Source organism: Cupriavidus sp. 22TCCZM01-5 (assembly GCF_057798915.1).
The window spans coordinates 94,478-117,617 of sequence record NZ_JBYOJR010000006.1 but is presented as its reverse complement, the minus strand read 5'-3'; the positions used below and the strand labels follow the sequence as shown (position 1 = coordinate 117,617).

Below are 23,140 nucleotides of genomic sequence, written 5' to 3'. Positions count from 1 at the left end.
TTTTATTGTCGTGCCTTTCGCGGGCTCATCGTCCCATAATGTGCTGAATCATGTCGCAAATGCGGCCGGCCCCTTCCTCTCCCAGGTCCCCGAAGAACGGCAGCGCCAGGACTTCGCGCGAGACTTGATGTGCCACCGGCAATTCGGACTGTGCTGCGCTCGGCAATGCCTGATAGGAGCTAAATTCGCTGCACAAGGGATAGAAATACCGGCGAGACAGCACGTTGAAGGCCTTGAGCTCTTCGTAAAGCTGGTCACGCGTGACCTTGCCGCCCGAGTGCACCCGAATCACAAAATATTGCAGGCTCGGCTTGACCCCCTCCGGCAACGTTACGCATTCCAGACCCGCGACGCGGTCGAGTCGCTCCCTGTAGACCGCCGCAACTCTGGCTCGCTTCGCGCGTTCCTCATCCAGGCACTCCAGGTTGGCCAGGCCCATGGCAGCCTGCAACTCATTGAGCTTGCCATTGATGCCCGGCATGACCACATCCACTTCGCTTTTGATCCCGAAGTTCTTGAGCAGGTCGATGCGCTGCTTCAGTTCCGGATCCTTTACAGCCAGCGCGCCGCCTTCGGCGGTATGGAAAAGCTTGGTCGCATGAAAGCTGAACATCGTGCAATCGCCGTACTGGGCGACCGGTACGCCGTCGATCTCCGTGCCGAACGCATGGGCGGCGTCATAGACGACGCGCAGGCCATAGGCATCGGCGATGTCCTGGATCATTTGTGTATGGCAGGGAATGCCATACACGTGTACGCCCAGGATGCCGGTCGTGCGGGATGTGATCAGGCGTTCGATCCTGCGCGGATCGATTGTCAGCCGCACAGGGTCGATATCGCAGAACACTGGCGTGATGTTGCCCCAGTCCAGTACATGCGTTGTCGCCGGAAACGTGAACGGCGTAGTGATGACCTCGCCATGCAGGCGCAACGCCTTGCACGCCGCTATCAGTGCGATGGTGCCGTTGTTGAACAGCGACACGTGCCTGGACCCGAGGTAGGTCTCCAGCGCACGCTCCAGGGCAACATGCTTGCCACCGCCATTGGTTAGCCAGCCAGCCTCCCAAATCTGCGCCACGAGCTCCTGATACCGGAACAGGGATGGCAGCATGGGACGCGTGACGTAGATCTGCTGCGCGAACGGCTTGGGTGCGCTCATGCCTGCCCTCCCGGCGACTGAATCGACCAGGAAACATCGTGTTGCCGGATGGCCTTGGCCGGTACGCCAACCGCAGTCACGTCGGCCGGCAGATCGGCCACTGCGACGGCACCAGCACCGAGCACAGTGCCGGCACCAACCCGGACATGTGGAATGAACTTAGCGCCCGTGCCGGCCATGACGCCTTCGCACAAATGGACGTTGCCCGATACACTGACAGTAGGGTTAAGCGTGACAAAGTCCTCCAGAACCGCGTCATGCCCGATCGTGCTGCCCAGGTTCACATGTACGTGCCTGCCGATGACGATGTCAGTGGTGATCAACGCCCCGGCGCAAATCACGCAGCCCTCACCGATCCGGACATGCCGCCCGACCCACGCACGTGGGTGCACCAGAGTCGCGAATCGCATCCCAAATCGCGCGTACATCTGGTGGGCGATCGCCCGGCGCGCGCTTGTGTCGCCGATGGCAATCACCAGTTCGCCATCTACCGGGGCCGTCCAGGTATCGGTGGTCATGACCGGTAATCCATGCACCGGCTCAGCGACGTCGTAGCCGGGGTCGACAAGGAAACCCTGAACGTCCCAGCGTGGAGTCTGCGAGTTCATATCGAGGGCGACTTGCAGCACCTCGCGCGCGAATCCGCCCGCCCCGTAAATCACCAGTGGTGTCAGCCTTGCATTCATACACGCTCCAGCAGAGGCGGCGTCTGCACCTCAATAACGGTCACCTTGTTGTCCCACGCCGTGGCTCCGTAGATCGGCAGATGTCCGGCGCGGTCGATGCGAAACTGACACGCGAGCGGCACGTGGTCACATGTCTCGACAAGCCCGATCGAAAGGTCGACCGGGACGGCCAGTACCGCCGCCACCGTGTATTCACCTTCCTTCAGTCGCGCACGGAAAGTCCAGTCTACGACGTGCACGCTCCCTTCGCGGGGTGATTCGATGTTGCATTGCTCAATGCCACTATCCGAATAGACGATATCGAAGCCGTTCTTATCCTTGATGTGATACCCGAAGCTGAGCTGAGGCAGGTCTCGTCGGACCTGGATTTTCACCCGAAGTGTGACTTTTTCGCCGAAGTCCACGGATCTCGCTGGCCTACCGCACGAGTCGAGCAGAGTCACATTCAAATATTCGGCCATCCCGTTCTGCAAGCGCTGGTATGACGAGCGCGACTTGAAAGCGGCCTCCGATTCCGCATCCTCCGCGAGTGCTGCAGCCTTATCGGCGGCATCGGTCATTCGTACCTTGCCGTCGCCAACAGCGATGCTCTGACGCCGTTGCACGTACTGTGCGTAGTACGTCTCCACCACAGATTCCGTATCACCATTGGCAAGCATCGATCCATGGTCGAGCAGGACGGCACGCGAGCACAGCGCCTTGACCGCCCCCGGGTCATGGCTCACGAAGAGCAGCGTCACGCCGTCGTCCATGAGCTTCTTGAGCAACGCCATGCATTTAGCCTGGAAAAAGGCATCACCGACAGATAGCGCCTCATCGACGATGAGAATTTCCGGATTGACGTGGACGGCGACGGAAAATGCCAGCCGCACATACATGCCGGAGGAATACGTCTTCAGCGGCTGATCGATGAAATCGCCGATCTCGGAAAAGTCCACGATCCGGTCAAAGCGCTCCTCGATCTGCTCGTCGCTCATACCCAGCAGCTGGGCATACATCTTTACGTTCTCGCGGCCAGAATACTCCGGATTAAAGCCGGAGCCCAATTCCAGCAACGCGGCAACGCGGCCGCTAACCGAGACGGTACCGGTAGTCTGGTTCAGTGTGCCTGCGAGCAGTTGCAATAGCGTGGACTTGCCCGAGCCGTTGTGGCCGACGATACCGACGTTCTCGCCGCGTCGAATTTCCAGCGAGATATTCCGCAGGGCCCAGAACTCCCGGTAGTATTGCTTACGCCCCCTTGCCAGCATTTGCAGGAGACGGTCCTTGGGTCTATCGTAGATTTCGTAGCACTTCCCAAGGTTCTCGGTGTGTACGATCACATCAGAGGACATCTGCAAATCCCTTCCTGGTCTTCTGGAACCATGCATAGCCGAGCCAGGCCACGGCGCAGCACGCTAGCGAATAGACTGCCCACTCGCCCCAGTGGACCGGAGAGCCCCAGACAATGATGTTGCGTGCCTGTTCGATGGGCAAGGTAAGAGGATTGAACTTCGCCACGATCTGCCATTGTTGCGGCAGCGAGGAGATCGGAAAGAACACGGGCGACAGGAACATCAGCGCAGTGATCATCAGGCCGATGGTTTGGCCGATATCCCGGAAATAAACGCCTGTGGCCGCAAGCCACCAGCTCAGCCCGGCGATGAATAAGAGAAAAGGCGCTATCACCACGGGCAACAAGAAGACAGTCGCAGGCACGCCGTTGCCGATGATCAACTCGAAGACCAGAAGCACAAGCAGACTGATCACGGCATGGAACAGTGCTGACAGCAGGTGCGCGAGCGGCAGGATTTCGAGCGGAAATACGACCTTCTTCACGAAGTTTGCGTTGGACAGGATGGTGCTTGGGGCCCGCCCAATGCATTCGGAAAAAATGTTGAATACGATCAGGCCCGCGAACAGCACGATCGCGAACTCGGTCCTGGACGTCGAGCCTACGCCCCAGCGCGCCTTGAAGATGGCCCCAAACACAAACGTGTAAATAGCCAGCATGAAAAGTGGCGTCAGCAGCGACCATAGAATGCCGAACATTGACCCCTTGTAGCGGCCAACGACATCGCGTCGGGCGAAACTCAGGATCAGGCCTTTGTGCTGCAGCACGGATCGACCTAGCGACGATATCGACGTCTCAAATTTCTGCATACTTAATGCGTTAACAACGCGTCATTAAGAAAAGGTTTCCGCGGCCTCAAGCCGGGCTCCCTTCCGGTCTTTCTGCGCGAGGGTCGGCGTGCCGGACACCGGCCAGTCGATTGCAAGCGCTGGATCGTTCCACAGCAAGCTGCGCTCGTACTCCGGGTACCAGTAGTCGGTCGTCTTGTACAGGACATCGGCAGAGGCAGATGTCACCACGAAACCATGTGCAAAGCCTTCCGGCACCCACAACTGCCGCTTATTCGCTTCGGAAATCGTCACTCCCACCCATTTGCCGAAATTCGGCGAGCTGCGGCGTAAGTCGACCGCCACGTCATAGACCTCGCCGGACGTGACACGGAGCAGCTTTCCCTGCGGCTTCTGGATCTGGTAATGGAGACCCCGGAGCACCGCGAACGCGGAACGCGAATGGTTATCCTGCACAAAGTTCCGGCGGACTCCGGTGGCTTCCTCGAAGATCCTGGCATTGAAGCTCTCCATGAAGAAGCCCCGTTCGTCGCCGAAAACCTTAGGCTCGAGAATCAGGACCTCCGGGAGCGCGGTCGGAATGACAGTAAGGCTCATTTGACGGTACTCGAAATAATTTGCTGGAGGTATTTGCCATAGCCATTCTTACATAGCGGCTTCGCAAGTTCCTCGACCTTCTCCGCGCTGATCCACTTGCTGCGATAAGCAATCTCTTCCGGGCATGCCACCATGAGCCCTTGCCGGTTCTGCAGTGTGGCGATGAAGCTAGCTGCCTCAAGCAAAGACTCGTGCGTACCTGTGTCGAGCCATGCATAGCCACGCCCCATAATCTCCACATCCAACTGCGCCGCCTCAAGATACCGCTTATTGACATCAGTAATTTCGAGCTCACCGCGCGCCGACGGCTTGATATCAGCCGCGATATCACAAACCTGGTTGTCGTAAAAGTACAGACCGGTCACCGCATAGTTGGAACGCGGCTTGAGCGGCTTTTCCTCCAGCGACAGGGCACGGAAATTCTGGTCGAATTCGACAACGCCATATCGCTCGGGGTCGTGCACGTGATATGCGAAAACCGTTGCGCCTTGGGACTGGGCCGACGATCGAGTGAGCTGGCTGACCAGATCGTGCCCATGAAAGATGTTGTCGCCCAGGATCAGCGTACTCGGGTCATTGCCTACAAAATCGCGGCCGATGATAAACGCCTGCGCCAATCCATCCGGCGACGGCTGCACCGCGTACTGGAGATTGATGCCCCACTTGCTGCCATCCCCGAGCATGTCGGAAAAGCGCGGCGTATCTTCCGGCGTAGAAATGATCAGGATGTCCCGAATCCCCGCCAGCATCAGCGTGGACAGCGGATAGTAGATCATCGGCTTGTCGTACACCGGTAACAGCTGCTTGGAGACAGACCGCGTGATGGGATAGAGCCGCGTGCCGGAACCTCCGGCCAGGATAATGCCCTTGCGCATATTGACCCCTGTTATGGAAGGAGTTGGTCCAGCAGGAAATGCACGCCCTGCTTCCAGTCCGGAAGATGAATGCCGAAGGTTTCCCGCAGGCGCGTAGTATCCAGTCGCGAGTTGGACGGGCGCGGCGCCGGCAGCGGATACGCCGTCGCGGGAATTGCTTCGATCTGTTCTGGGTTCACGTTCAACTCAACGCCATGCGCTTTCGCGTAGCGAAGCACCTCAGTGGCGTATCCGTGCCAGGTCGTTTCGCCCGCTGCGGCCAGGTGATAGACGCCGCTAGCAAAGGCATGAGGATCCCCGGCCAACCATTGACGAGCCACAATCTGCGCGGTGACATCCGCAATCAGCGATGCCGTGGTAGGCGCACCAAACTGGTCAGCGATGACACGCAGGCTGTCGCGTTCCTGGCCAAGGCGCAGCATCGTCTTGGCAAAGTTGCCACCATGGGCACCCGCCACCCAGCAAGTACGCAACACCAAAGCCTGTGCGCCCGTGGCCTCGATGGCCAGTTCGCCGGCCAGCTTGCTCTTGCCGTAAACGGATTGCGGATTGACAGCATCCGTCTCAACGTAAGCACCGTCCTTCTTGCCGTCGAACACATAGTCCGTCGAATAGTGCACCAGCAGGCCGCCCAGCGCCTTGGCCTCTTCGGCCAGGATGCCAGCCGCGGTGCCATTGATGGAAAATGCCAGTTCAGCCTCGGTTTCCGCCTTGTCGACAGCCGTGTACGCCGCAGGATTGACGATCACGTCGGGCCGATGCTCTCGCACCACGCGGCGCAAATCGTCGGCGTTGGCCAGATCGCAGGCGGTGCGATCCAGCGCCACCACATTGCCGAGCGGCGCCAGGCTGCGGCGCAGTTCAAATCCAACCTGCCCGTTGCAACCCGTGACCAGAAGCGTCGGCACCTTCGAATTACGCTGCATATTGCTTCGCCACCCAGTTCCGGTACTCGCCAGACATTACGTCCTGGACCCACGCCTGGTTATCGAGATACCACTGCACCGTCTTGCGCAGCCCCGTCTCGAATGTTTCGGCCGGCTTCCAACCGAGTTCGCGCTCCAGTTTGCGGGCGTCGATCGCGTAGCGGCGGTCATGTCCCGGGCGATCCTTCACGAAGGTGATCTGTTCGCGATAGGAGCCAGCAGCCTTGGGCTTGAGCTCATCGAGCAGATCGCACAACGTGTGAACCACATCGAGATTGGTCTTCTCGTTCCAGCCGCCCACGTTGTAGGTCTCACCGAGCCGGCCGCGCGAGAGCACTTCCCGAATTGCAGAGCAGTGGTCGCCCACGTACAGCCAATCACGGACATTGAGGCCATCGCCGTAGACAGGCAGCGGCTTTCCGGCCAGCGCGTTGGCGATGATCAGCGGGATCAGCTTCTCGGGAAAATGGTATGGCCCGTAGTTGTTCGAGCAGTTGGTCGTCAGGACCGGCAGGCCATAGGTGTGGTGGTAGGCGCGAACCAGGTGGTCCGAAGCGGCCTTCGAGGCCGAGTACGGGCTGTTGGGCGCGTACGGGGTGGTCTCCGAGAATTGCGGATCGGTCTCGCTCAACGAGCCGAAAACCTCGTCCGTGGAAACGTGGAGGAACCGGAATGCCGATTTGGCCGGCTCTTCCAGCGAACCCCAATAGGCGCGAGCGGCCTCCAGCAACGTGAAAGTGCCAACGATATTGGTCTGGATGAACTCGCCGGGGCCGTGGATGGAACGGTCAACGTGGCTTTCGGCGGCGAAGTGCACCACCGCGCGCGGCTTGTATGTCGCGAACAGTTCGTCCAGCGCGGCACGGTCGCAGATATCCGTCTGCGAGAAAACGTGACGACTGTCATCATCCAGCGACGCCAGCGTCTTGCGGTTGCCCGCATACGTCAGCTTGTCGACGTTGACGACGCCGTCGGCGGCCTTATCCCGCAGCCATGCCAGAACGAAGTTGGCGCCAATGAAACCAGCACCCCCAGTGACCAAAATATGCGACAAAACTAGCTCCCTGCTCTCGATATGTTCCGATTACCCGACAAAAGCCGAGCGCCCACCTTGTCCTCGTGGGGGACGGCGGGGCGTTAAGTACCTGCAGAAGTCGCGGTATTCTATCCGACTGTATGGGCTCGCCGCCCGATAGCCGGAGTCTTTTTGTAGCCTGTTGTAACGATTCGGCAGATTGCCGGTCACTTCTCTACAAATAGCGACGTTTTTTTTCTTCTGCTCTGCGGACACAAGCATAAAGTGCCTCATAAATCATCTTTTGCCATTGGCGACCTCCAAGGCTGCTCCGGCTCCTTCGACCAACTCCTCGCCAAGCTCCCCAAAGACAGCGGCCTCCGCCTGGTCGGCGACCTCATCAACCGCGGCCCCGCCTCCCTCCAGACCCTGCGCACCGTGCGCGATCTGGGTGAACGCGCCGAAACCGTCCTGGGCAACCACGACATCCACGCCCTGGCCGCAGCCGCAGGCGTCCGCAAGAACGGCAAGTCCGACACCTTTCAGGACATTCTGACTGCCCCCGACCGTGAGGACCTGCTCACTTGGCTGCGTCACCGCCCCCTGGCCCTGCTCGAGGACGATTTCCTGCTCGTCCATGCTGGCGTCCTCCCCCAATGGTCCGCCGAGCAAGTCATCGACCTGGCCCACGAAGTCGAAGAGCAACTGCAAGGCCCCAACTGGCAAGGCTTCCTCGCCGACATTTTCGGCAATGCCGCCGACCGCTGGCATGACGGCCTGCGGGGCATCGAGCGTCACCGGGTGGTCATCAACGCCCTGACCCGGCTGCGTTATTGCACAGCCGACGGCGTGATGGACTTCAAGACCAAGGAAGGGCTGGGCAATGCTCCCGCCGGTTTCATGCCGTGGTTCGACGTGCCGGGTCGCCTCACGGAGAACGTCACCGTCGTGTGCGGGCATTGGTCGACACTGGGCCTGGTGATGCGCCCGAACCTGATGGCGCTGGATACCGGCTGCGTCTGGGGCGGCAAGCTGACCGCCGCGCGGCTCGCCCCGGATCCCACCGCGCGGACGGTGGTCCAGGTGGAGTGCCCCCAATATTGTGACCCGTTCGCCTGATCCCGCCGTACCCCGCCACGGCGGGGGCGACAGCCGGGCTCAGGTCGTGGCAGTCGATGCCTCCACGCCAACCGCTTCCGTACCCGACTGACTGCGCTGGATCGCGGCAGCTGCTGCCGCCTCATGTGCGCCCCGGGCCAGGTGAACGACCACTTCCCGCGCGGCGCCCGCCAGTTCGCGGCGGCTGTCGGACCTGGGATGGAGCATCGGCCCGACCGACAGCCGAGCCTTAATACGCGGCGCGCGCAAGACGGCGTTGAGGCAGTCGAGCAGACTCAGGTCGCCAATATAGGCCGGGGCCAGCGTGGGCTTGCCGGTCGCGGCGTCCAGATAGCTGAGTCCGAGCGGCAACACTGGCACCCCGCCCGAGATCGGCGCCTGCATCAGGTTGGCGTGGAACGGCAGCACGTCACTGCCGTCCGTGGTCGTGCCTTCAGGGAACACGCCGACCAGGTCACCCTGCAGCATCACATCGGTAATGTCATGCAGGACGCGATGGGCATCACGCTTGCGCGCGCGTTCGATGAACAACGTCCCGGTCTTCTCGCACAGCCAGCCAATGACCGGCCAGCTCCGTATCTCCGACTTGGCGACAAAGCGCACCGGCCGCCAGCTGTGGATCACGTAGATATCCAGCCACGAGATGTGGTTGGAGACCACGAGCGCTCCCTGGCAACCGCCGTGCGCCGGCATGTCACCGGCGATTTCGAGCTCGATCCCGCAGATCCGCAGCAGCCGGCGCGACCAGCGCCGGATGTGCCATTCGCGCGACCGTGCGCCCAGCCATGGGAACAACACCGCGCAGGTCAGCAACCCCCGCACCAGGTGCAGCACCAGCGCCGCCTTGCGCAGCCAGATCATGCGCGTGTCAGTGCTGGTTGTGGTTGCCGTGGACGACCTGGCCGCCGACCAACGTCATGCGCACCCTGCCTTCCATCTCATAACCAAGCCATGGCGAGTTCTTGCCCTGGCTCTTGATGGACTGGCGGTCGACCTTCCAGACTGCCTTCGGATCGAATACGCAAATATCGGCGACCGCGCCCAAAGCCAGCGTACCTGCCTTCAAACCAGCCACGCGTGCAGGCTCGGAGGTGATGCGCGCCAGTGCCGCCTGCAGCGGCACCTTGTGCTCCGTGGCCCAGCGCAGCGTCAGCGGCAGCAGCAGTTCCAGGCCGATCGCGCCCGGCGTGGCTTCGGCGAACGGCAGCAGCTTTTCATCGTCGTCCACCGGCGTGTGGTCCGAGCACAGCGCGTCGATGGTGCCGTCGGCGAGCGCGGCGACGATGGCATCGCGGTCGCGCGTGCTGCGCAGCGGTGGCGAAAAGCGCATCTGCGCGTTGAAATAGCCGATGTCGACGTCGGTCAGCGAGACATGGTGGATATTGACGTCGCACGTGACCGGCAGGCCTTCGCGCTTGGCCTGGCGCATCAGTTCCAGACCCGCCGCCGACGACAGGCGGCAAAGATGGACGCGTGCGCCGGTGGAGCGGATCAGTTCGAAGATGGTATGCAGGCGCACCGTCTCGGCAATCACGGACACGCCCGACAGCCCCAGGCGCGACGCCACCGCGCCGCTCGCGGCCACGCCACCGCCGAGGAACGGATCTTCCGGGCGCAGCCACACGGTGAAGCCGAAGGTCTGCGCATATTGCAGCGCGCGCAGCAGCACTTGCGTGTTGCGCACCGGCTCCTCGGCCTGGCTGAAGCCGATGCAGCCGGCTTCGGTCAGCTGGTTCATCTCGGTCAGCACTTCACCCTTCAGGCCCTGAGTCAACGCGCCAAGCGGGTAGACGTGGGTCTGGTTCAGCGTACGGGCACGGAACTTGAGCATCTCCACGAGGCCGGGCTCGTCGAGCACAGGGTCGGTATCAGGCGGGCAGAGCAGGCTGGTCACGCCACCGGCGGCCGCGGCGGCCACTTCGGATTCGAGCGTGGCCCTGTGTTCGGAGCCGGGCTCGCGCAGCCGGGCCGACAGGTCGACCAGACCCGGGCACACGATCAGGCCGCGGGCATCGATGGTCTTGTTGGCGGTGAAATCCGCCGGCGCGCTACCCACGCCGACAATCTTGCCGGCGGCGATGTAGAGGTCCTGCTGGGCGTCGAGGTTCGCGGCCGGGTCGATCAGGCGGCCGCCCTGGATGTGAATCTTCATAGCTTGGCTTGTCGTGTCGCTTGGCGTGTTCAGGATGTTCTGGCTCGAAATCGGCATCGTGCGGTCAGTCACTGTTTCCTGCCACGATCCCCATCACCGCCATGCGCACGGCAATGCCGAACGTTACCTGGTTCAGGATCACCGATTGGGGGCCATCCGCCACCGCGGAGTCGATCTCCACGCCGCGGTTCATCGGCCCCGGGTGCATCACGATGGCGTCGGGCCTGGCCAGCGCCAGGCGCTCCGGCGTGAGGCCGAAGGCCTTGAAGTATTCCTGTGCCGACGGCAGCAGTGCGCCGCTCATGCGCTCGTTCTGCAGGCGCAGCATGATCACCACGTCCACGCCCTTGAGGCCTTCTTCCATGTTGTGAAAGACGCGCACGCCCATCTGCTCCAGGGCCGACGGCAGCAGCGTGCGCGGCCCGATCGCGCGCACTTCCGGCACGCCCAGCGTGGTGAGCGCGTGGATATCCGAACGCGCCACGCGGGAGTGCAGGATGTCGCCGACGATCGCCACGCGCAACTGCGTGAAGTCCTTCTTGAAATGCCGGATCGTGTACATGTCCAGCAGGCCCTGCGTCGGGTGCGCATGGCGGCCATCGCCGGCGTTGATCACGTGCACGTGCGGGGCCACGTGCTCGGCGATCAGGTACGGCGCGCCGGAACTGGCGTGGCGGACCACGAACATGTCGGCTGACATGGCCGACAGGTTGTTGATCGTATCGAGCAGCGACTCCCCCTTGCTCGTCGACGAGGCGTTGATGTTCAGGTTCAGCACGTCCGCCGACAGCCGCTTGGCGGCGATCTCGAAGGTGGTGCGCGTGCGCGTGGAGTTCTCGAAGAACAGGTTGAACACGCTCTTGCCGCGCAGCAGCGGCACCTTCTTCACATCGCGGTCGGAATCGGACAGCGACACGAACTGGCTGGCAGTGTCCAGGATGTGCGTGATCATGTCACGCGACAATCCCTCGATCGACAGCAGATGCTTCAGTTCGCCGTTCTTGGTCAGCTGCGGGTTGCGGAACGTCTTGGTCATGGGTGGTCAGGCGCGGGCAAAAATCAGGGAAGTGGTCTGGTCTCGGGGCCGGTGGACGAAAAATTGGCCGGTTCAACCGGCCGAGGATTCGGTGGAGAAAGCAAAGGTCGCCTGCGCGCCCTCGCCCTGGCGCGACAGCACGAGCGTGGCCTCGCGCGGCAGCTCGGTCTGCAGCGCGACCAGGTCCGCCGCAATCGGCAGCTCGCGGCCGCCCCGGTCCACCAGCACGCCTAGCGCCACGCGCGCCGGACGGCCATAGTCGAACAATTCATTGACTGCCGCCCGGATGGTGCGGCCGGTGGCGAGCACGTCATCGATCAGCAGGATCTTGCGGTCCTGCACGTCGAACGGCAGCGTGCTCGGCTGCGCCTGGCTGTGCAGGCCCTTCTTGGCATAGTCGTCGCGATGGAACGCCACGTTGATGACGCCGTGATCGGGCAGGCTCAGGTCCGCCGCCAGCCGTTGCGCAATCCAGGCACCGCCGGAGTGGATGCCGGCCACGGACCACTGCGCGCGCTCGGCTTGCGGGATCAGCGCCTGGGCCTGGTCGAGCAAGGCGCGGTAGAGCGTCTCGGCGTCGGGATTGGTATGTCGGGTCATAGCGGAAGCTGGTCGAAATACTGTTGCAGGATGATGCGCGCGGCTTCGGCATCAAGTTCGCCGCGGCGCGCGCCGGCCATGGCGGCCATGCGCGAGGAATAGCGTTCGTCCACCCACTCCACCGGCAGGCTGAAGCGCCCGTTGAGCTGGTTGCCGAAGCGGCGCGCAAGCCGCATGGAAGGCTGCTCGCCGCCTTCGGGGTTGACCGGCATGCCAACAATCAGCTGCACGGGGGTCCACTCACGGATCAACTCGCCCACCGCCTGAAAGCGGCCTTCGACAGACAGGTTCGGAAGAATAGTCAGTGCGGTGGCGTGGCGCGTGACGAAATTGCCCAGGGCAACGCCGATCTTTTTTTCGCCGTAGTCGAATGCCAGGACCGTGCCGTCGCGGGGCAGTTCGCGCCCCACGCCGTCAGGCATGCCCTGCCTCGCCGGAAAGCATGGTGATGTCGATGCCCAACAGGCGGATGGCTGCCGCAAACCGTTCTTCGGGCGGCACGCTGAAGATGATTTCGGGATCAGCCTGGACCGTGAGCCAGCCGTTGCGGGAAAGCTCTTCTTCCAACTGGCCTGCGCCCCAGCCGGAGTAACCCAGCGTCAGCAGGAAACGATGCGGGCCGCTACCGTTGGCCACGGCCTCGAGGACGTCCTTCGAAGTGGTCATCTCCAGCCCGCCAGGTACTGCCAGCGACGACACATAGATGCCTACCGGGTCATGCAGCACAAAACCGCGCTCGGTCTGCACCGGGCCGCCGAAATAGACCGGCTGATGGGCCACCGGCTGGATTTCCAGCTTGAGGTCGATCTTGTCGAAGAGCGTGGCCATGTCGATATCGATCGGGCGGTTGATCACCAGCCCGAGCGCGCCGCGCTCATTGTGTTCGCAAAGGTAGACGACGGAGCCCGAAAAGGTCGGATCAGCCATGCCTGGCATGGCAATCAGGAACTGATTGGTCAGATTGATGGGAGGTGCTTCGGGCTTGGCCATAAATGGCATTTTATCAAATCGCCGGAGGGCTTCCGGAAAAGAATTGGCGGGCGCTGCAGTGCAGCAACCGTCCGCTCACCCCTTGCTGTTCAGGGCCGCCAGGTCCGCCGGCGTCAGCCAGCGCCAATCCCCTTCGGGAAGCGCGGGATCAAGCTGCAGGCCGCCCAAGGCGCTGCGGTGCAGGGCTGTCACGTGGTTGCCGGCCGCCACCACCATGCGCTTGACCTGGTGATACTTGCCCTGCAGCAAGGTCAGCCTCAGGCTACGTTCGCCGGTAATTTCGCAGGCTTCTGCGGCGATCGGCGCCGGTTCGTCGTCGAGTTGCACGCCATCCCGCAGCGCTTGCGCCTGTTCCGGCGTGACCGGCTCCGCCGTCGTGACCTCGTACACCTTGGGCACCTTGCGCTTGGGCGAAGTGTGCGCATGGATGAACTGGCCATCGTCGGTCAGCAGCAGCAGGCCGGTGGTGTCGTGATCCAGCCTTCCCACGGCCTGGACTTCGCGCTGGCGCAGCGGCACCGGCAGCAGGTTGTAGACGCTCGGATGGTGGCGAGGTCGTTGCGAGCATTCGTAGCCGGCTGGCTTGTTCAGCATCAGGTAGGCCTTGGCGCAGGCCACCCACGCTTCGCCATCGACGGTCAGTTGCAGGCCGTCGACCTCGAACTGGGCTCGCGGGTCTTCGCAGAGTTCGCCGTTGACCTCCACCAGTCCGGCGGCGATCAGGTCGCCGCAATAGCGGCGTGTGCCGAAGCCCTGGGATTGAAGGATGCGATCGAGGGTCATGGAAATGGAATCGTCAATGAAAGGATTGCGCAGCCGTGGCGCTGTATCGCTATGGTAGGGTATCGCCCGGAAATTCCTTCCTTCGGGCACCATGCGCGTCGCAGACACATCGGGCACAGTTCGTCCGCCGTACCAGATCGGCAGCCGGTTCGACCGCGGCCTCGTGTGGTTCCGGCGCGACCTGCGGGCCACCGACCACGCGGCGCTGCATTATGCCCTCAAGCATTGCGTCCGGGTGTGGTGTGTGTTCGTGTTCGACCGCGATATCCTGGATCCCCTGCTGGCCCGCGGCCTGCGAGCGGACCGCCGTGTCGATTTCATCCGCGGATCGCTGGTGGAACTGGACGCCACGCTGCGCGCGGCTGGCGGCGGCCTGATCGTGCTCCACGATGCCGCCGCCCGCGCGATTCCCGCGCTGGCCCACCGGCTGGATGCACAGGCTGTATTCGCCAACCACGACTATGAACCGGCCGCCAATGCGCGCGAGTCTGCCGTACGCGAGTCGCTGGCGGCAGACTCGCGCGCTTTCTTCACCTTCAAGGATCAGGTGATCTTCGAGCGCGATGAGATCCTGACCGGCCAGGGCAAGCCGTTCGCCGTATTCGCGCCCTACAAGAATGCCTGGCTCAGGACGGTCCAGCCGTTCGACCTGAGACCCTACCCGATCGAGCCGTATCTCGATGCGCTGGCGCCACCACCCGAAAGCGGGCAGGCTCCGCTGCCATCGCTGGGAGCCCTTGGTTTTGCCCCGAGTAACCTCCCGGACATTGCCATGCCGACGGGCAGTTCCGGCGGTCAGGCATTACTGGAGGAATTCACGTCACGCATGGGCAGCTATGCCCGCCGGCGCGATTTCCCCGCGCTGCGCGGGCCGAGCCACCTGTCCGTGCACCTGCGATTCGGCACGGTATCGATCCGCACACTCGCCCGCACAGCACACGAGGCGGCGCTGCGCGGTGGCGCGGCCAGCGCCGGTGCGGCCACCTGGTTGTCGGAACTGATCTGGCGGGACTTCTACTTCATGATCCTGCACCATCATCCGCATGTGGCTGCGGGGGCAGCCTTCCACCCCGCCTACGACACCATCCGCTGGCGCGACGGCGCAACTGCCGAACGCTACTTCGAGGCATGGCGCGATGCCGCCACGGGCTATCCGCTGGTCGATGCCGCGATGCTGCAGATCCGGCAAAGCGGCTACATGCACAACCGGCTGCGCATGGTGGCCGCCAGCTTCCTGGTCAAGGACCTGGGCGTGGACTGGCGCCGCGGCGAGCAGTATTTCGCCGAGCAGCTCAACGACTTTGACCTTGCAGCCAACAATGGCGGCTGGCAGTGGGCTGCTTCAACGGGATGCGATGCGCAGCCGTGGTTCCGCATCTTCAACCCGGTCACTCAGTCCGAGAAGTTCGATCCGCAGGGCCGCTTTATCCGCAAGTACCTGCCGCAACTGGCCGCGCTGCCGGACAAGTACGTGCATGCGCCGTGGACCGCACCGGAAGACGTGCTCGCGGCCGCGGGCGTGCGCCTTGGCGCGAACTACCCGCGCCCGCTGGTGCAGCACGACGTGGCGCGCAAGGAAACGCTTGAGCGCTATGCGGTAGTGAAGGCGGCGGCTGGCAAGATGAACGCCGCAAAGGAATGATGCGCGGAAGCCCGTGGGCCTCCGCATCCCGGCCTCAAGCGGCCAGCATTGCGCTTTCGCGGTAGTGGCGCTGCGCCTCTTCGGGGCGCTCGGTCTCTTCGAACAGGCGTGCGAGCGCCAGGTGAGTGCGCACGCGCAGGCGGGTCTGCTGCTCCCGGTCCGCATACTTCAACGCACGTTCAAAGCTCGATTGTGCCTTGCCCCAAAGGTGCTCACCGAGGCAAAGCACGCCAAGCGTGTAGTAGAGATCGGCGTCCGCCGGATGCTCGCTGATCCATTTTTCCGCCTGCTGGATTTGCGGTAATGCCTGGCCGGCCTTGGCGCAGTCCGCGTAGCGCAGCACCAGGCGGCTGTCCCAGTTGACCTTGAGCGCGTCCTCGATGATGCGGCGCGCCTCATCCTGCCGGCCGAGCGCGGCAAAGTAGCGCGCCGCCGGCTCGGCGATGCGCGCGGCGCGCCGCTCGTCGGCCGAGAGCGTGCGCCAGAAAGCAGACAGCGCCTCGGCATCGTGGCGCCGCTCTTCCAGCATGGCCTCGCAGGCCATCTGCTTGAGCCGCAGCGCAAGCACCGGATGCAGCGCGTTGCGTTTTTCGAGCGAACGGGCCAGGCGCAGCACCTCGGACCAGTTCTTCAGGTGCTGGTGCGCGCGCAGCGCAATGCGCTGCACGTGGATCTGGCGCGCGCCTTGTGCCTGCAATTGCGCGATGGTTTCCAGCGCGCCGTCGGCATCGCGCGCGTCGACCAGCAGTTCCGCCATCGATACCAGCCGGGCCTGCTCACGCTCGGGATCGGTGACCTGCGCCATCCAGGCGTCGCGGCGCTCGGTTTCCTGCATGCGGTGTGCGGCGCGGGCGCCAACCAGCGCCGCCGTCTGCGCCTGCGCCTCCCACGACTGCGCTTCGCGAGCGGCTCGTTCGGCGCGGGCGAAGCGGCCGGCGAACAGGTTCTCGATCGATTCGCGCAGCGCCGCCTGGGCCTTGTTCATGCGGCTGCGCTCGCGATAGGCGGCGGCGCGGCGCGGCATCTCGGAAAGATGGCGCACCGTGGACAGGACCGTCCACACCACGAAGAACACCAGCAGCAGCAATGCCAGCGCAAGGTTCAGCGACAGCTCGACCCGGTAAGGCGGATAGAACAGCACCACATTGCTGTGGTTGAACTGCGTGAACAGCGCCAGTCCGACGGCGCCACCGAACAGGACGGCTACCCAGAACAGAAGGCGCATGCTTACTCCTTCTTCAGCGCGTGCAGTGCGCCCAGGCTTTCCGCCATGGTCGGCAGCTGCACCGTCACCGCGCCGGCCTGCGCCTGCTTGAGCAAGGTCAGCACGGTCTGCACGCGCCGCGATTTGGCGTCGAAGTAACGGCCGATCATGGCCTGCGCCGCGGCCAGGTCATTGCGGAAGACCGGCTCGTTGCGCGACAACAGCGCCAGCCGCGCATTGAGCAGGCGCAGCTTGACGTTCTCGCGCAGGAACCAGCCCTGGTCGCCCGACAGCAGCAAGGCTTCGGCGTCATCGACCTTGCGAATGCGGATGACCTGCGCCAGTTCCTCGCGCATGTAGTCCCAGAACCGCGTGAACCAGTTGCCGGTGCCGCCGGTTGCCGGCGCCGATGCCTTGGCACCCTTGGCCGCACCACGGCTTGCTTCCTGGCGGTCTCCTGCTTCAGTGCGTTCAAGCATCCGTTCGCTCGACAGCAGCGGCAGCGAATCGATCTGGTTGATGGCCTCGTCCAGCTTGATCGCGGCACCGGTCAAATCGGTATCAGGGACCGCCTTCATGCGCGCGATATCGCGTGCAAGCGCGCGGCGCAGCAGGTTGTACTGCGGCTTGTCGGTACGGGCCAGGCGCGCGTCGGCGCTCTGCAGCGCCGCCAGCGCGACCTGCACGTTGCCCGTCAGCTGGAGCTGCTGGCCGGCATTGGTCAGCAGCTGCTGGATCTCGGCGAGCTCCCAGTCGTCGCGGTTGCGCATCAGGTCCTGATAGACCTGTTCGAGCGCGGCTTGCTTGTCGCGGGTTTCGCCGACCTGGCCGTCAAGCCCGCCAACCTTGGCCTGCAGTTCCTTGACCGTGTCCTGCGCATTGCGCGACAACACGCGGGTTTCCTGCACCAACGCGTCGTTGCTCTGCTGGCGCCGCGCCAGCTCCTCGGTCAGGTGGTCGACCCGCTGCTGCAGCCACCAGAAGCCGCCGGCGGTCGCAAGTACCAGGACTGCCACGAGCACCCACAATGCGGCGTTGGGGCGCGGCCCGGTGAACGGCGGCGCTGGCCCGTCTGAAGCCGCTGCGGGCGGAATGGTGGTTGAGGAGGACGTAGATTCTTGCGTCACGCGTTCGACCCTGTTTGTCATGGCAGGCGGCTGCACGGGCGGCGACTCCGGCCGTGGCGCCGGCGGTGCCACGGTGACCGCGGGAGCCGCGGTACTCGCAGGCACCGGTCCGGCATAGGCATCCGCCCACTGCTTGCACGCCTCAAGCAGCCCGGCGTCGCCCGGCGCCGCACGCAGGATGCGCGTAAAGCCGAGCGCCTCCGCCTGTTCGGCGATTCTCGCATGCGGCGCGATGCACTGCACCTGTTTCAGGGTGGCCAGTTCCTGCGGCGACAGGTTCTGTCGCGCCAGGGTATCGAGGTTGCGCACGGCCTCCGAGCTGGTCAGCAGCCAGGCCTGCGGGGCGGCGCCCGCGCCCAGGCCGTCGCGCACCGCCTGCCATTGCATGGCGCTGGGTTCCGGCAAGGTGCGCCGGTAGGCCTCGACCGCCGTGACTTCGGCACCCGCTTCCCGCAGGCGATCACCGAGCCAGTCGCGGCCGCCGTTGCCGCGCACGATCAGGACGGCGCGCCCCCGCAGCGCGGAGGGGTCCAGCTGCGCCCACAGGGCTTCGGAATCGAAACGTGCCTCTTCACCGGCGGCGATACCGTTCGTAGCGTTGCAGCCAGCGCCGGCGGGCGCGATCACGCGATGATCGGGCGCGGTAATGCCTCGCTCGGCGAGGGCCGTGACGCTCGCGGGGCCAACCACGGCCACCGGCACGCCTGACGGCCACTGGGCCATGGCATTGCCCTGCACCGTCGCCAGTGCATCGAGCGCGTACTGGATCGCATTGGGACTGACAAAGACCACCAGCGCGAACTCGCCCAGGCGCGCCAGCGCGGCGCGTAGCGGCGCGTCATCGGCAGCAGGGCCAATGGCTAGCAGCGGAAAGCCCAGCACATCCAGGCCGGCGGCCTGGAGGGCCTCGGTCAGTTGCCGGGACTGCCCGGCGGGTCGTGTGACAACGACAGTCGGGCGGGGCATGGGCCGGCCTCAGGCAGGAGCTTGGGGATCAGGCGTTTCGGCCAGCGCGGCGAGGATATCTGCCGCACCCTGCGACAGCAGGTCGCGTGCAACGGATTCGCCGAGCGCTTCGGCCGCCGCGGCGTCGGGCGCGGGACCGGCCGCCATGGCGCGCGTCTGGCGCGTGCCATCGGGCATCGCCACGAAGGCGTCGAGTCGCAACTGGTCGCCGTCCCAGCGCGCATGCGCCGCCAACGGCACCTGACAGGATCCGCCCAGCCTGCGCGACACGGCCCGTTCCGCCGTTACCGCAAGCGCGGTCGGCGCATGGTTCAGCGGCGCCAGCCATCCGGCGACGTCCGGGCGCGTCGAAAGGATCTCGATGCCGAGCGCCCCCTGCCCTGCCGCCGGCAGCGAGGCCTCCGGCGCGATCAGCGCGCGGATGCGGTCGCCCAGGCCCAGGCGCTTGAGACCGGCCGCGGCCAGGATGATCGCGCCATACTCGCCGCGATCGAGCTTGCCCAGCCGGGTATCCAGATTGCCGCGCAGCGGCTTGATGACCAGGTGCGGGTAGCGTGCCCGCAACGCGGCTTCGCGGCGCAGGCTCGATGTGCCCACCACGGTGCCCGCCGGCATGTCGTCGAGCGAAGCGAACGCCGACGATACCAGCGCATCGCGCGGATCTTCACGCTCCATCACCGCCGTCAGGGTAAAGCCTTCGGGCAGCTCCATCGGCACATCCTTGAGCGAATGCACCGCCAGGTCGGCCCGGCCTTCCGCCATGGCGAATTCCAGCTCTTTGACAAACAAACCCTTTCCACCGACTTTCGACAAAGTCCGGTCTAGAATCTGGTCTCCGCGCGTGGTCATGCCCAGAATGGACACATCGCACGCGGGATAGTATTGTTGCAGCGCAGCACGCACATGTTCCGCCTGCCACATGGCCAGACGGCTCTCGCGGGAGGCAATGACGAGCTTGTGTGGGAGGCTGCTGGACACGGCGTTAGAAGAAGTCGGAGAGGCGGGTGCTTGCATTCGTCAATGTTAGCACGCGACCCAATCGCCGCTCCGCACCATTGGACCAGAAGTAGAGCAAGAGGAGATTGCATGACGCAGCACGCTGCGCGCCCCGGCCGACGCATGGCCAATCGAGAAGTCCCCTCCCAGGCCTCAGGCCAGAGTGACGCAAACGGCGCCCCCACCCGTAAGACCGCTTCCAAGGCCACCGGTACCAAGCGGATTTCAAAGGCCAACCTGATGGTCGTGCCCGCCAACGGTGCCATGAACCCCAGCCCCGCCCGCCGCTCCGCCGCCGACAAGGACCTGCCCCTGCGCGAGGACATCCGCTTCCTGGGCCGCCTGCTGGGCGAATGCCTGCGCGAGCAGGAAGGCGACGCCGCCTTCGAGGTGGTCGAGACCATCCGCCAGACCGCCGTGCGTTTCCGCCGCGAGAACGACCGCGCCGCCGGCGCCGAGCTGGACCGCCTGCTCAAGCGCCTGTCGCGCGACCAGACCAACCAGGTCGTTCGCGCGTTCAGCTATTTCTCGCACCTGGCCAATATCGCCGAGGACCAGCACCACAACCGCCGGCGCCGCATCCACGCGCTGGCCGGCTCGCCGCCGCAGGACGGCAGCCTGCAGCACGCGCTGGAGAAGATCGACGCCGCCGGCGTCACCGGCAAGCAGCTGCGCAAGTTCCTGGACGAGGCGCTGATCGTGCCGGTGCTGACCGCGCACCCGACCGAAGTCCAGCGCAAGAGCATTCTTGACGCCGAGCGCGAGATCGCCCGCCTGCTGGCCGAGCGCGACCTGCCGATGACCGCGCGCGAGCGCGACCGCAACACCGCGCAGCTGCGCGCCAAGGTCACCACGCTGTGGCAGACCCGCATGCTGCGCGACGCGCGCCTGACCGTCGCGGACGAGATCGACAACGCGCTGTCCTACTACCGCACCACCTTCCTGCACGGCATCCCACAGCTGATGAGCGAACTGGAAGAGGACATCGCCGCGATCTTCCCGGCCTCGCGCAAGGCCAAGGGCGGTGCGGCCGAGCCGGCGCCGCTCGCGCCGTTCATGCAGATGGGTTCGTGGATCGGCGGCGACCGCGACGGCAATCCGAACGTCACGGCGGAAACACTGGATCACGCCGCCACCCAGCAGTCGCAGATGATCCTGGGCTGGTATCTGGATGAAGTGCACGCGCTCGGCGCCGAGCTGTCGATGTCGTCGCTGATGGTCGACGCCAGCCCCGAGCTGCTCTCGCTGGCCGAGACCTCGCCCGACCATTCGGCGCATCGCGCCGACGAGCCCTACCGCCGCGCGCTGATCGGCATCTACGCGCGCCTGGCCGCGACCAGCAAGGTGCTGACCGGCCACGGCGCGCCGCGCCATCCGGTGGCCGACGCCGAACCCTACAGCAGCGCCGAAGCCTTCGCCGCCGACGTGCAGGTGGTGATCGACTCGCTGCGCGCGCACCACGGCCGGGCGCTGGCCAGCACGCGCATCGATGCACTGGTACGCGCGATTGCCGTGTTCGGCTTCCACCTGGCATCGGTCGACATGCGCCAGGTCTCCGACGTACATGAAGCGGTGGTGGCCGAGCTGTTCGCCGCCGCTGGCGTCGAGAAGGACTACGCCGCGCTGCCGGAATCGCGCAAGCTCGAACTGCTGCTGGCCGAACTGCGCCAGCCGCGCCTGCTGACGCTGCCCTGGCACGAGTACTCGGAACAGACCCGCAACGAACTGGCGATCCTGGCAACGGCACGCGAACTGCGCGCGCGCTACGGCAAGCGGGTCGCGCGCAACTACATCATCTCGCACACGGAAACGCTGTCCGACCTGGTCGAGGTCATGCTGCTGCAGAAGGAATCCGGCATGCTGCAGGGCACGCTGGGCAGCAAGACCGACCCGGCCCGCATGGAGCTGATGGTCATTCCGCTGTTCGAAACCATCGAGGACTTGCAGAACGCCGCCGGCATCATGCAGTCGCTGCTGGACCTGCCGGGCTTCGACTCGGTGATCGAGCACCACGGCGTCGAGCAGGAAGTGATGCTGGGCTACTCCGATTCGAACAAGGACGGCGGCTTCCTGACCTCGAACTGGGAGCTGTACAAGGCCGAGCTGGCGCTGGTGCAGCTATTCGAGCAGCGCAAGGTCAAGCTGCGCCTGTTCCACGGCCGCGGCGGCACGGTTGGCCGCGGCGGCGGCCCGACCTACCAGGCCATCCTGTCGCAGCCGCCGGGCACGGTGAACGGGCAGATCCGCCTGACCGAGCAGGGCGAGATCATCAACAGCAAGTTCGCCAATGCCGAGATCGGCCGGCGCAACCTGGAAACGGTGATCGCCGCGACGCTGGAAGCGTCGCTGCTGCCGCAGCAGAACGCGCCGAAGGAGCTGAGCACGTTCGAGGGCATCATGCAGCAGTTGTCGGACCGCGCCTTCGGCGCCTACCGCAACCTGGTGTATGAAACCCCGGGCTTCAAGGACTACTTCTTCGCCACCACGCCGATCATCGAGATCGCGGACCTGAACCTGGGATCGCGCCCGGCCTCGCGCAAGCTGATGGACAAGAAGAACCGCCGCATCGAGGATCTGCGCGCGATTCCGTGGGGCTTCTCGTGGGGCCAGTGCCGCCTGCTGCTGCCGGGCTGGTATGGTTTCGGCAGCGCGGTCAAGTCGCTGCTGGACACCGCTCCCGACGAAAAGGCGCGCAAGGCCGCGGTAGCCACGCTGCGCAAGATGGTCAAGACCTGGCCGTTCTTCTCCACGCTGCTGTCCAATATGGACATGGTGCTGGCCAAGACCGACCTGGCCGTGGCCTCGCGCTATGCGCAGCTTTGTGACGACGCGGCCTTGCGCAAGAACGTGTTCGCGCGCATCAGCAAGGAATGGCACCTGACCAGCGAGATGCTGGCGCTGATCACCGGCCACCAGGAGCGGCTGTCCGACAACCCGCTGCTGGCACGCTCGATCAAGAACCGCTTCGCCTACCTGGATCCGCTCAACCACTTGCAGGTCGAGCTGCTCAAGCGCTATCGCTCGGGCAAGGACGGGGACGATATCCGCGTTCGCCGCGGTATCCACCTGACTATCAACGGGGTAGCGGCGGGGCTGCGCAATACGGGTTGATCGCCAACTGAGCCATTGCGTCACAGAACGCCCGG

The 23,140-nt window shown here is 64.4% G+C and carries 21 protein-coding genes; 3 read left to right on the top strand and 18 right to left on the bottom strand.

Annotated elements, in window-relative coordinates:
• Positions 1-25: 25 nt before the first annotated feature.
• The 8 genes from AC3FNH_RS08170 to rfbB are packed head-to-tail and all read right to left on the bottom strand — an operon-like array spanning position 26 to position 7,418.
• Complete coding sequence (locus tag AC3FNH_RS08170) at positions 26-1,111, bottom strand: DegT/DnrJ/EryC1/StrS family aminotransferase (RefSeq protein WP_488719687.1); 1,086 nt, start codon at positions 1,109-1,111, stop codon at positions 26-28.
• 44 nt (positions 1,112-1,155) lie between these two features.
• Complete coding sequence (locus tag AC3FNH_RS08165; RefSeq protein WP_488719686.1) at positions 1,156-1,845, bottom strand: acetyltransferase; 690 nt, start codon at positions 1,843-1,845, stop codon at positions 1,156-1,158.
• Entirely contained in the window at positions 1,842-3,179 is a 1,338-nt protein-coding gene (locus AC3FNH_RS08160) for an ABC transporter ATP-binding protein (protein WP_488719685.1), read from the bottom strand. Before AC3FNH_RS08160 ends, AC3FNH_RS08165 begins: the two co-directional genes overlap by 4 nt.
• On the bottom strand, positions 3,169-3,987 hold the full coding sequence (locus tag AC3FNH_RS08155) for an ABC transporter permease (RefSeq protein WP_488719684.1): 819 nt from the start codon (positions 3,985-3,987) through the stop codon (positions 3,169-3,171). The genes AC3FNH_RS08160 and AC3FNH_RS08155 overlap by 11 nt, the downstream gene beginning before the upstream one ends.
• A gap of 24 nt (positions 3,988-4,011) precedes the next feature.
• Positions 4,012-4,563, bottom strand: a complete 552-nt coding sequence (rfbC, locus tag AC3FNH_RS08150; protein ID WP_488719683.1) for a dTDP-4-dehydrorhamnose 3,5-epimerase — start codon at positions 4,561-4,563, stop codon at positions 4,012-4,014.
• A complete protein-coding gene (rfbA, locus tag AC3FNH_RS08145) occupies positions 4,560-5,438 on the bottom strand; it encodes a glucose-1-phosphate thymidylyltransferase RfbA (protein ID WP_488719682.1) in 879 nt (292 codons plus the stop codon). Before rfbA ends, rfbC begins: the two co-directional genes overlap by 4 nt.
• Positions 5,439-5,449: 11 nt before the next feature.
• Positions 5,450-6,364, bottom strand: coding sequence for a dTDP-4-dehydrorhamnose reductase (rfbD, locus tag AC3FNH_RS08140; protein WP_488719681.1), 915 nt, complete (start codon positions 6,362-6,364; stop codon positions 5,450-5,452).
• Entirely contained in the window at positions 6,354-7,418 is a 1,065-nt protein-coding gene (rfbB, locus tag AC3FNH_RS08135) for a dTDP-glucose 4,6-dehydratase (protein ID WP_488719680.1), read from the bottom strand. The genes rfbD and rfbB overlap by 11 nt, the downstream gene beginning before the upstream one ends.
• A gap of 246 nt (positions 7,419-7,664) precedes the next feature.
• Between rfbB and AC3FNH_RS08130 the strand changes: the two genes are divergently transcribed.
• A complete protein-coding gene (locus AC3FNH_RS08130) occupies positions 7,665-8,498 on the top strand; it encodes a symmetrical bis(5'-nucleosyl)-tetraphosphatase (protein WP_488719679.1) in 834 nt (277 codons plus the stop codon).
• Between the two features lie 39 nt (positions 8,499-8,537).
• On the opposite strand, the gene AC3FNH_RS08125 is transcribed toward AC3FNH_RS08130, so the two are convergent.
• From AC3FNH_RS08125 to AC3FNH_RS08095, 7 genes are all read right to left on the bottom strand, one after another.
• Positions 8,538-9,359, bottom strand: coding sequence for a lysophospholipid acyltransferase family protein (locus AC3FNH_RS08125; protein ID WP_488719678.1), 822 nt, complete (start codon positions 9,357-9,359; stop codon positions 8,538-8,540).
• Between the two features lie 7 nt (positions 9,360-9,366).
• A complete protein-coding gene (locus AC3FNH_RS08120) occupies positions 9,367-10,650 on the bottom strand; it encodes a dihydroorotase (protein ID WP_488719677.1) in 1,284 nt (427 codons plus the stop codon).
• Positions 10,651-10,714: 64 nt separating this feature from the next.
• A complete protein-coding gene (locus AC3FNH_RS08115) occupies positions 10,715-11,686 on the bottom strand; it encodes an aspartate carbamoyltransferase catalytic subunit (protein ID WP_488719676.1) in 972 nt (323 codons plus the stop codon).
• Between the two features lie 72 nt (positions 11,687-11,758).
• Positions 11,759-12,286 (bottom strand): bifunctional pyr operon transcriptional regulator/uracil phosphoribosyltransferase PyrR, encoded by a 528-nt coding sequence (pyrR, locus tag AC3FNH_RS08110; RefSeq protein ID WP_276098255.1) that lies wholly within the window; start codon positions 12,284-12,286, stop codon positions 11,759-11,761.
• Positions 12,283-12,708: a Holliday junction resolvase RuvX gene (gene ruvX, locus AC3FNH_RS08105; protein ID WP_276098256.1), complete on the bottom strand. Its 426-nt coding sequence runs from the start codon at positions 12,706-12,708 to the stop codon at positions 12,283-12,285. The genes pyrR and ruvX overlap by 4 nt, the downstream gene beginning before the upstream one ends.
• The gene (locus tag AC3FNH_RS08100) at positions 12,701-13,276 is read right to left on the bottom strand and encodes a YqgE/AlgH family protein (RefSeq protein ID WP_276098257.1); all 576 of its coding nucleotides are present in this window, start codon (positions 13,274-13,276) and stop codon (positions 12,701-12,703) included. Before AC3FNH_RS08100 ends, ruvX begins: the two co-directional genes overlap by 8 nt.
• A gap of 75 nt (positions 13,277-13,351) precedes the next feature.
• The gene (locus tag AC3FNH_RS08095; RefSeq protein WP_488719675.1) at positions 13,352-14,059 is read right to left on the bottom strand and encodes a pseudouridine synthase; all 708 of its coding nucleotides are present in this window, start codon (positions 14,057-14,059) and stop codon (positions 13,352-13,354) included.
• A gap of 91 nt (positions 14,060-14,150) precedes the next feature.
• Here AC3FNH_RS08095 and AC3FNH_RS08090 point away from each other — a divergent pair, with 91 nt between their 5' ends.
• Complete coding sequence (locus AC3FNH_RS08090; RefSeq protein ID WP_488719674.1) at positions 14,151-15,701, top strand: cryptochrome/photolyase family protein; 1,551 nt, start codon at positions 14,151-14,153, stop codon at positions 15,699-15,701.
• A 34-nt stretch (positions 15,702-15,735) separates the two neighbouring features.
• Here the strand turns inward: AC3FNH_RS08090 and AC3FNH_RS08085 are convergent, their stop codons facing one another.
• The 3 genes from AC3FNH_RS08085 to hemC are packed head-to-tail and all read right to left on the bottom strand — an operon-like array spanning position 15,736 to position 20,012.
• Positions 15,736-16,926 (bottom strand): heme biosynthesis HemY N-terminal domain-containing protein, encoded by a 1,191-nt coding sequence (locus AC3FNH_RS08085; RefSeq protein ID WP_276098260.1) that lies wholly within the window; start codon positions 16,924-16,926, stop codon positions 15,736-15,738.
• 2 nt (positions 16,927-16,928) lie between these two features.
• Positions 16,929-18,998: a fused uroporphyrinogen-III synthase HemD/membrane protein HemX gene (gene hemDX, locus AC3FNH_RS08080; protein ID WP_488719673.1), complete on the bottom strand. Its 2,070-nt coding sequence runs from the start codon at positions 18,996-18,998 to the stop codon at positions 16,929-16,931.
• 9 nt (positions 18,999-19,007) lie between these two features.
• Complete coding sequence (hemC, locus tag AC3FNH_RS08075; protein ID WP_488719672.1) at positions 19,008-20,012, bottom strand: hydroxymethylbilane synthase; 1,005 nt, start codon at positions 20,010-20,012, stop codon at positions 19,008-19,010.
• 72 nt (positions 20,013-20,084) lie between these two features.
• Here hemC and ppc point away from each other — a divergent pair, with 72 nt between their 5' ends.
• On the top strand, positions 20,085-23,105 hold the full coding sequence (ppc, locus tag AC3FNH_RS08070) for a phosphoenolpyruvate carboxylase (RefSeq protein ID WP_488719671.1): 3,021 nt from the start codon (positions 20,085-20,087) through the stop codon (positions 23,103-23,105).
• Positions 23,106-23,140 lie beyond the last annotated feature (35 nt).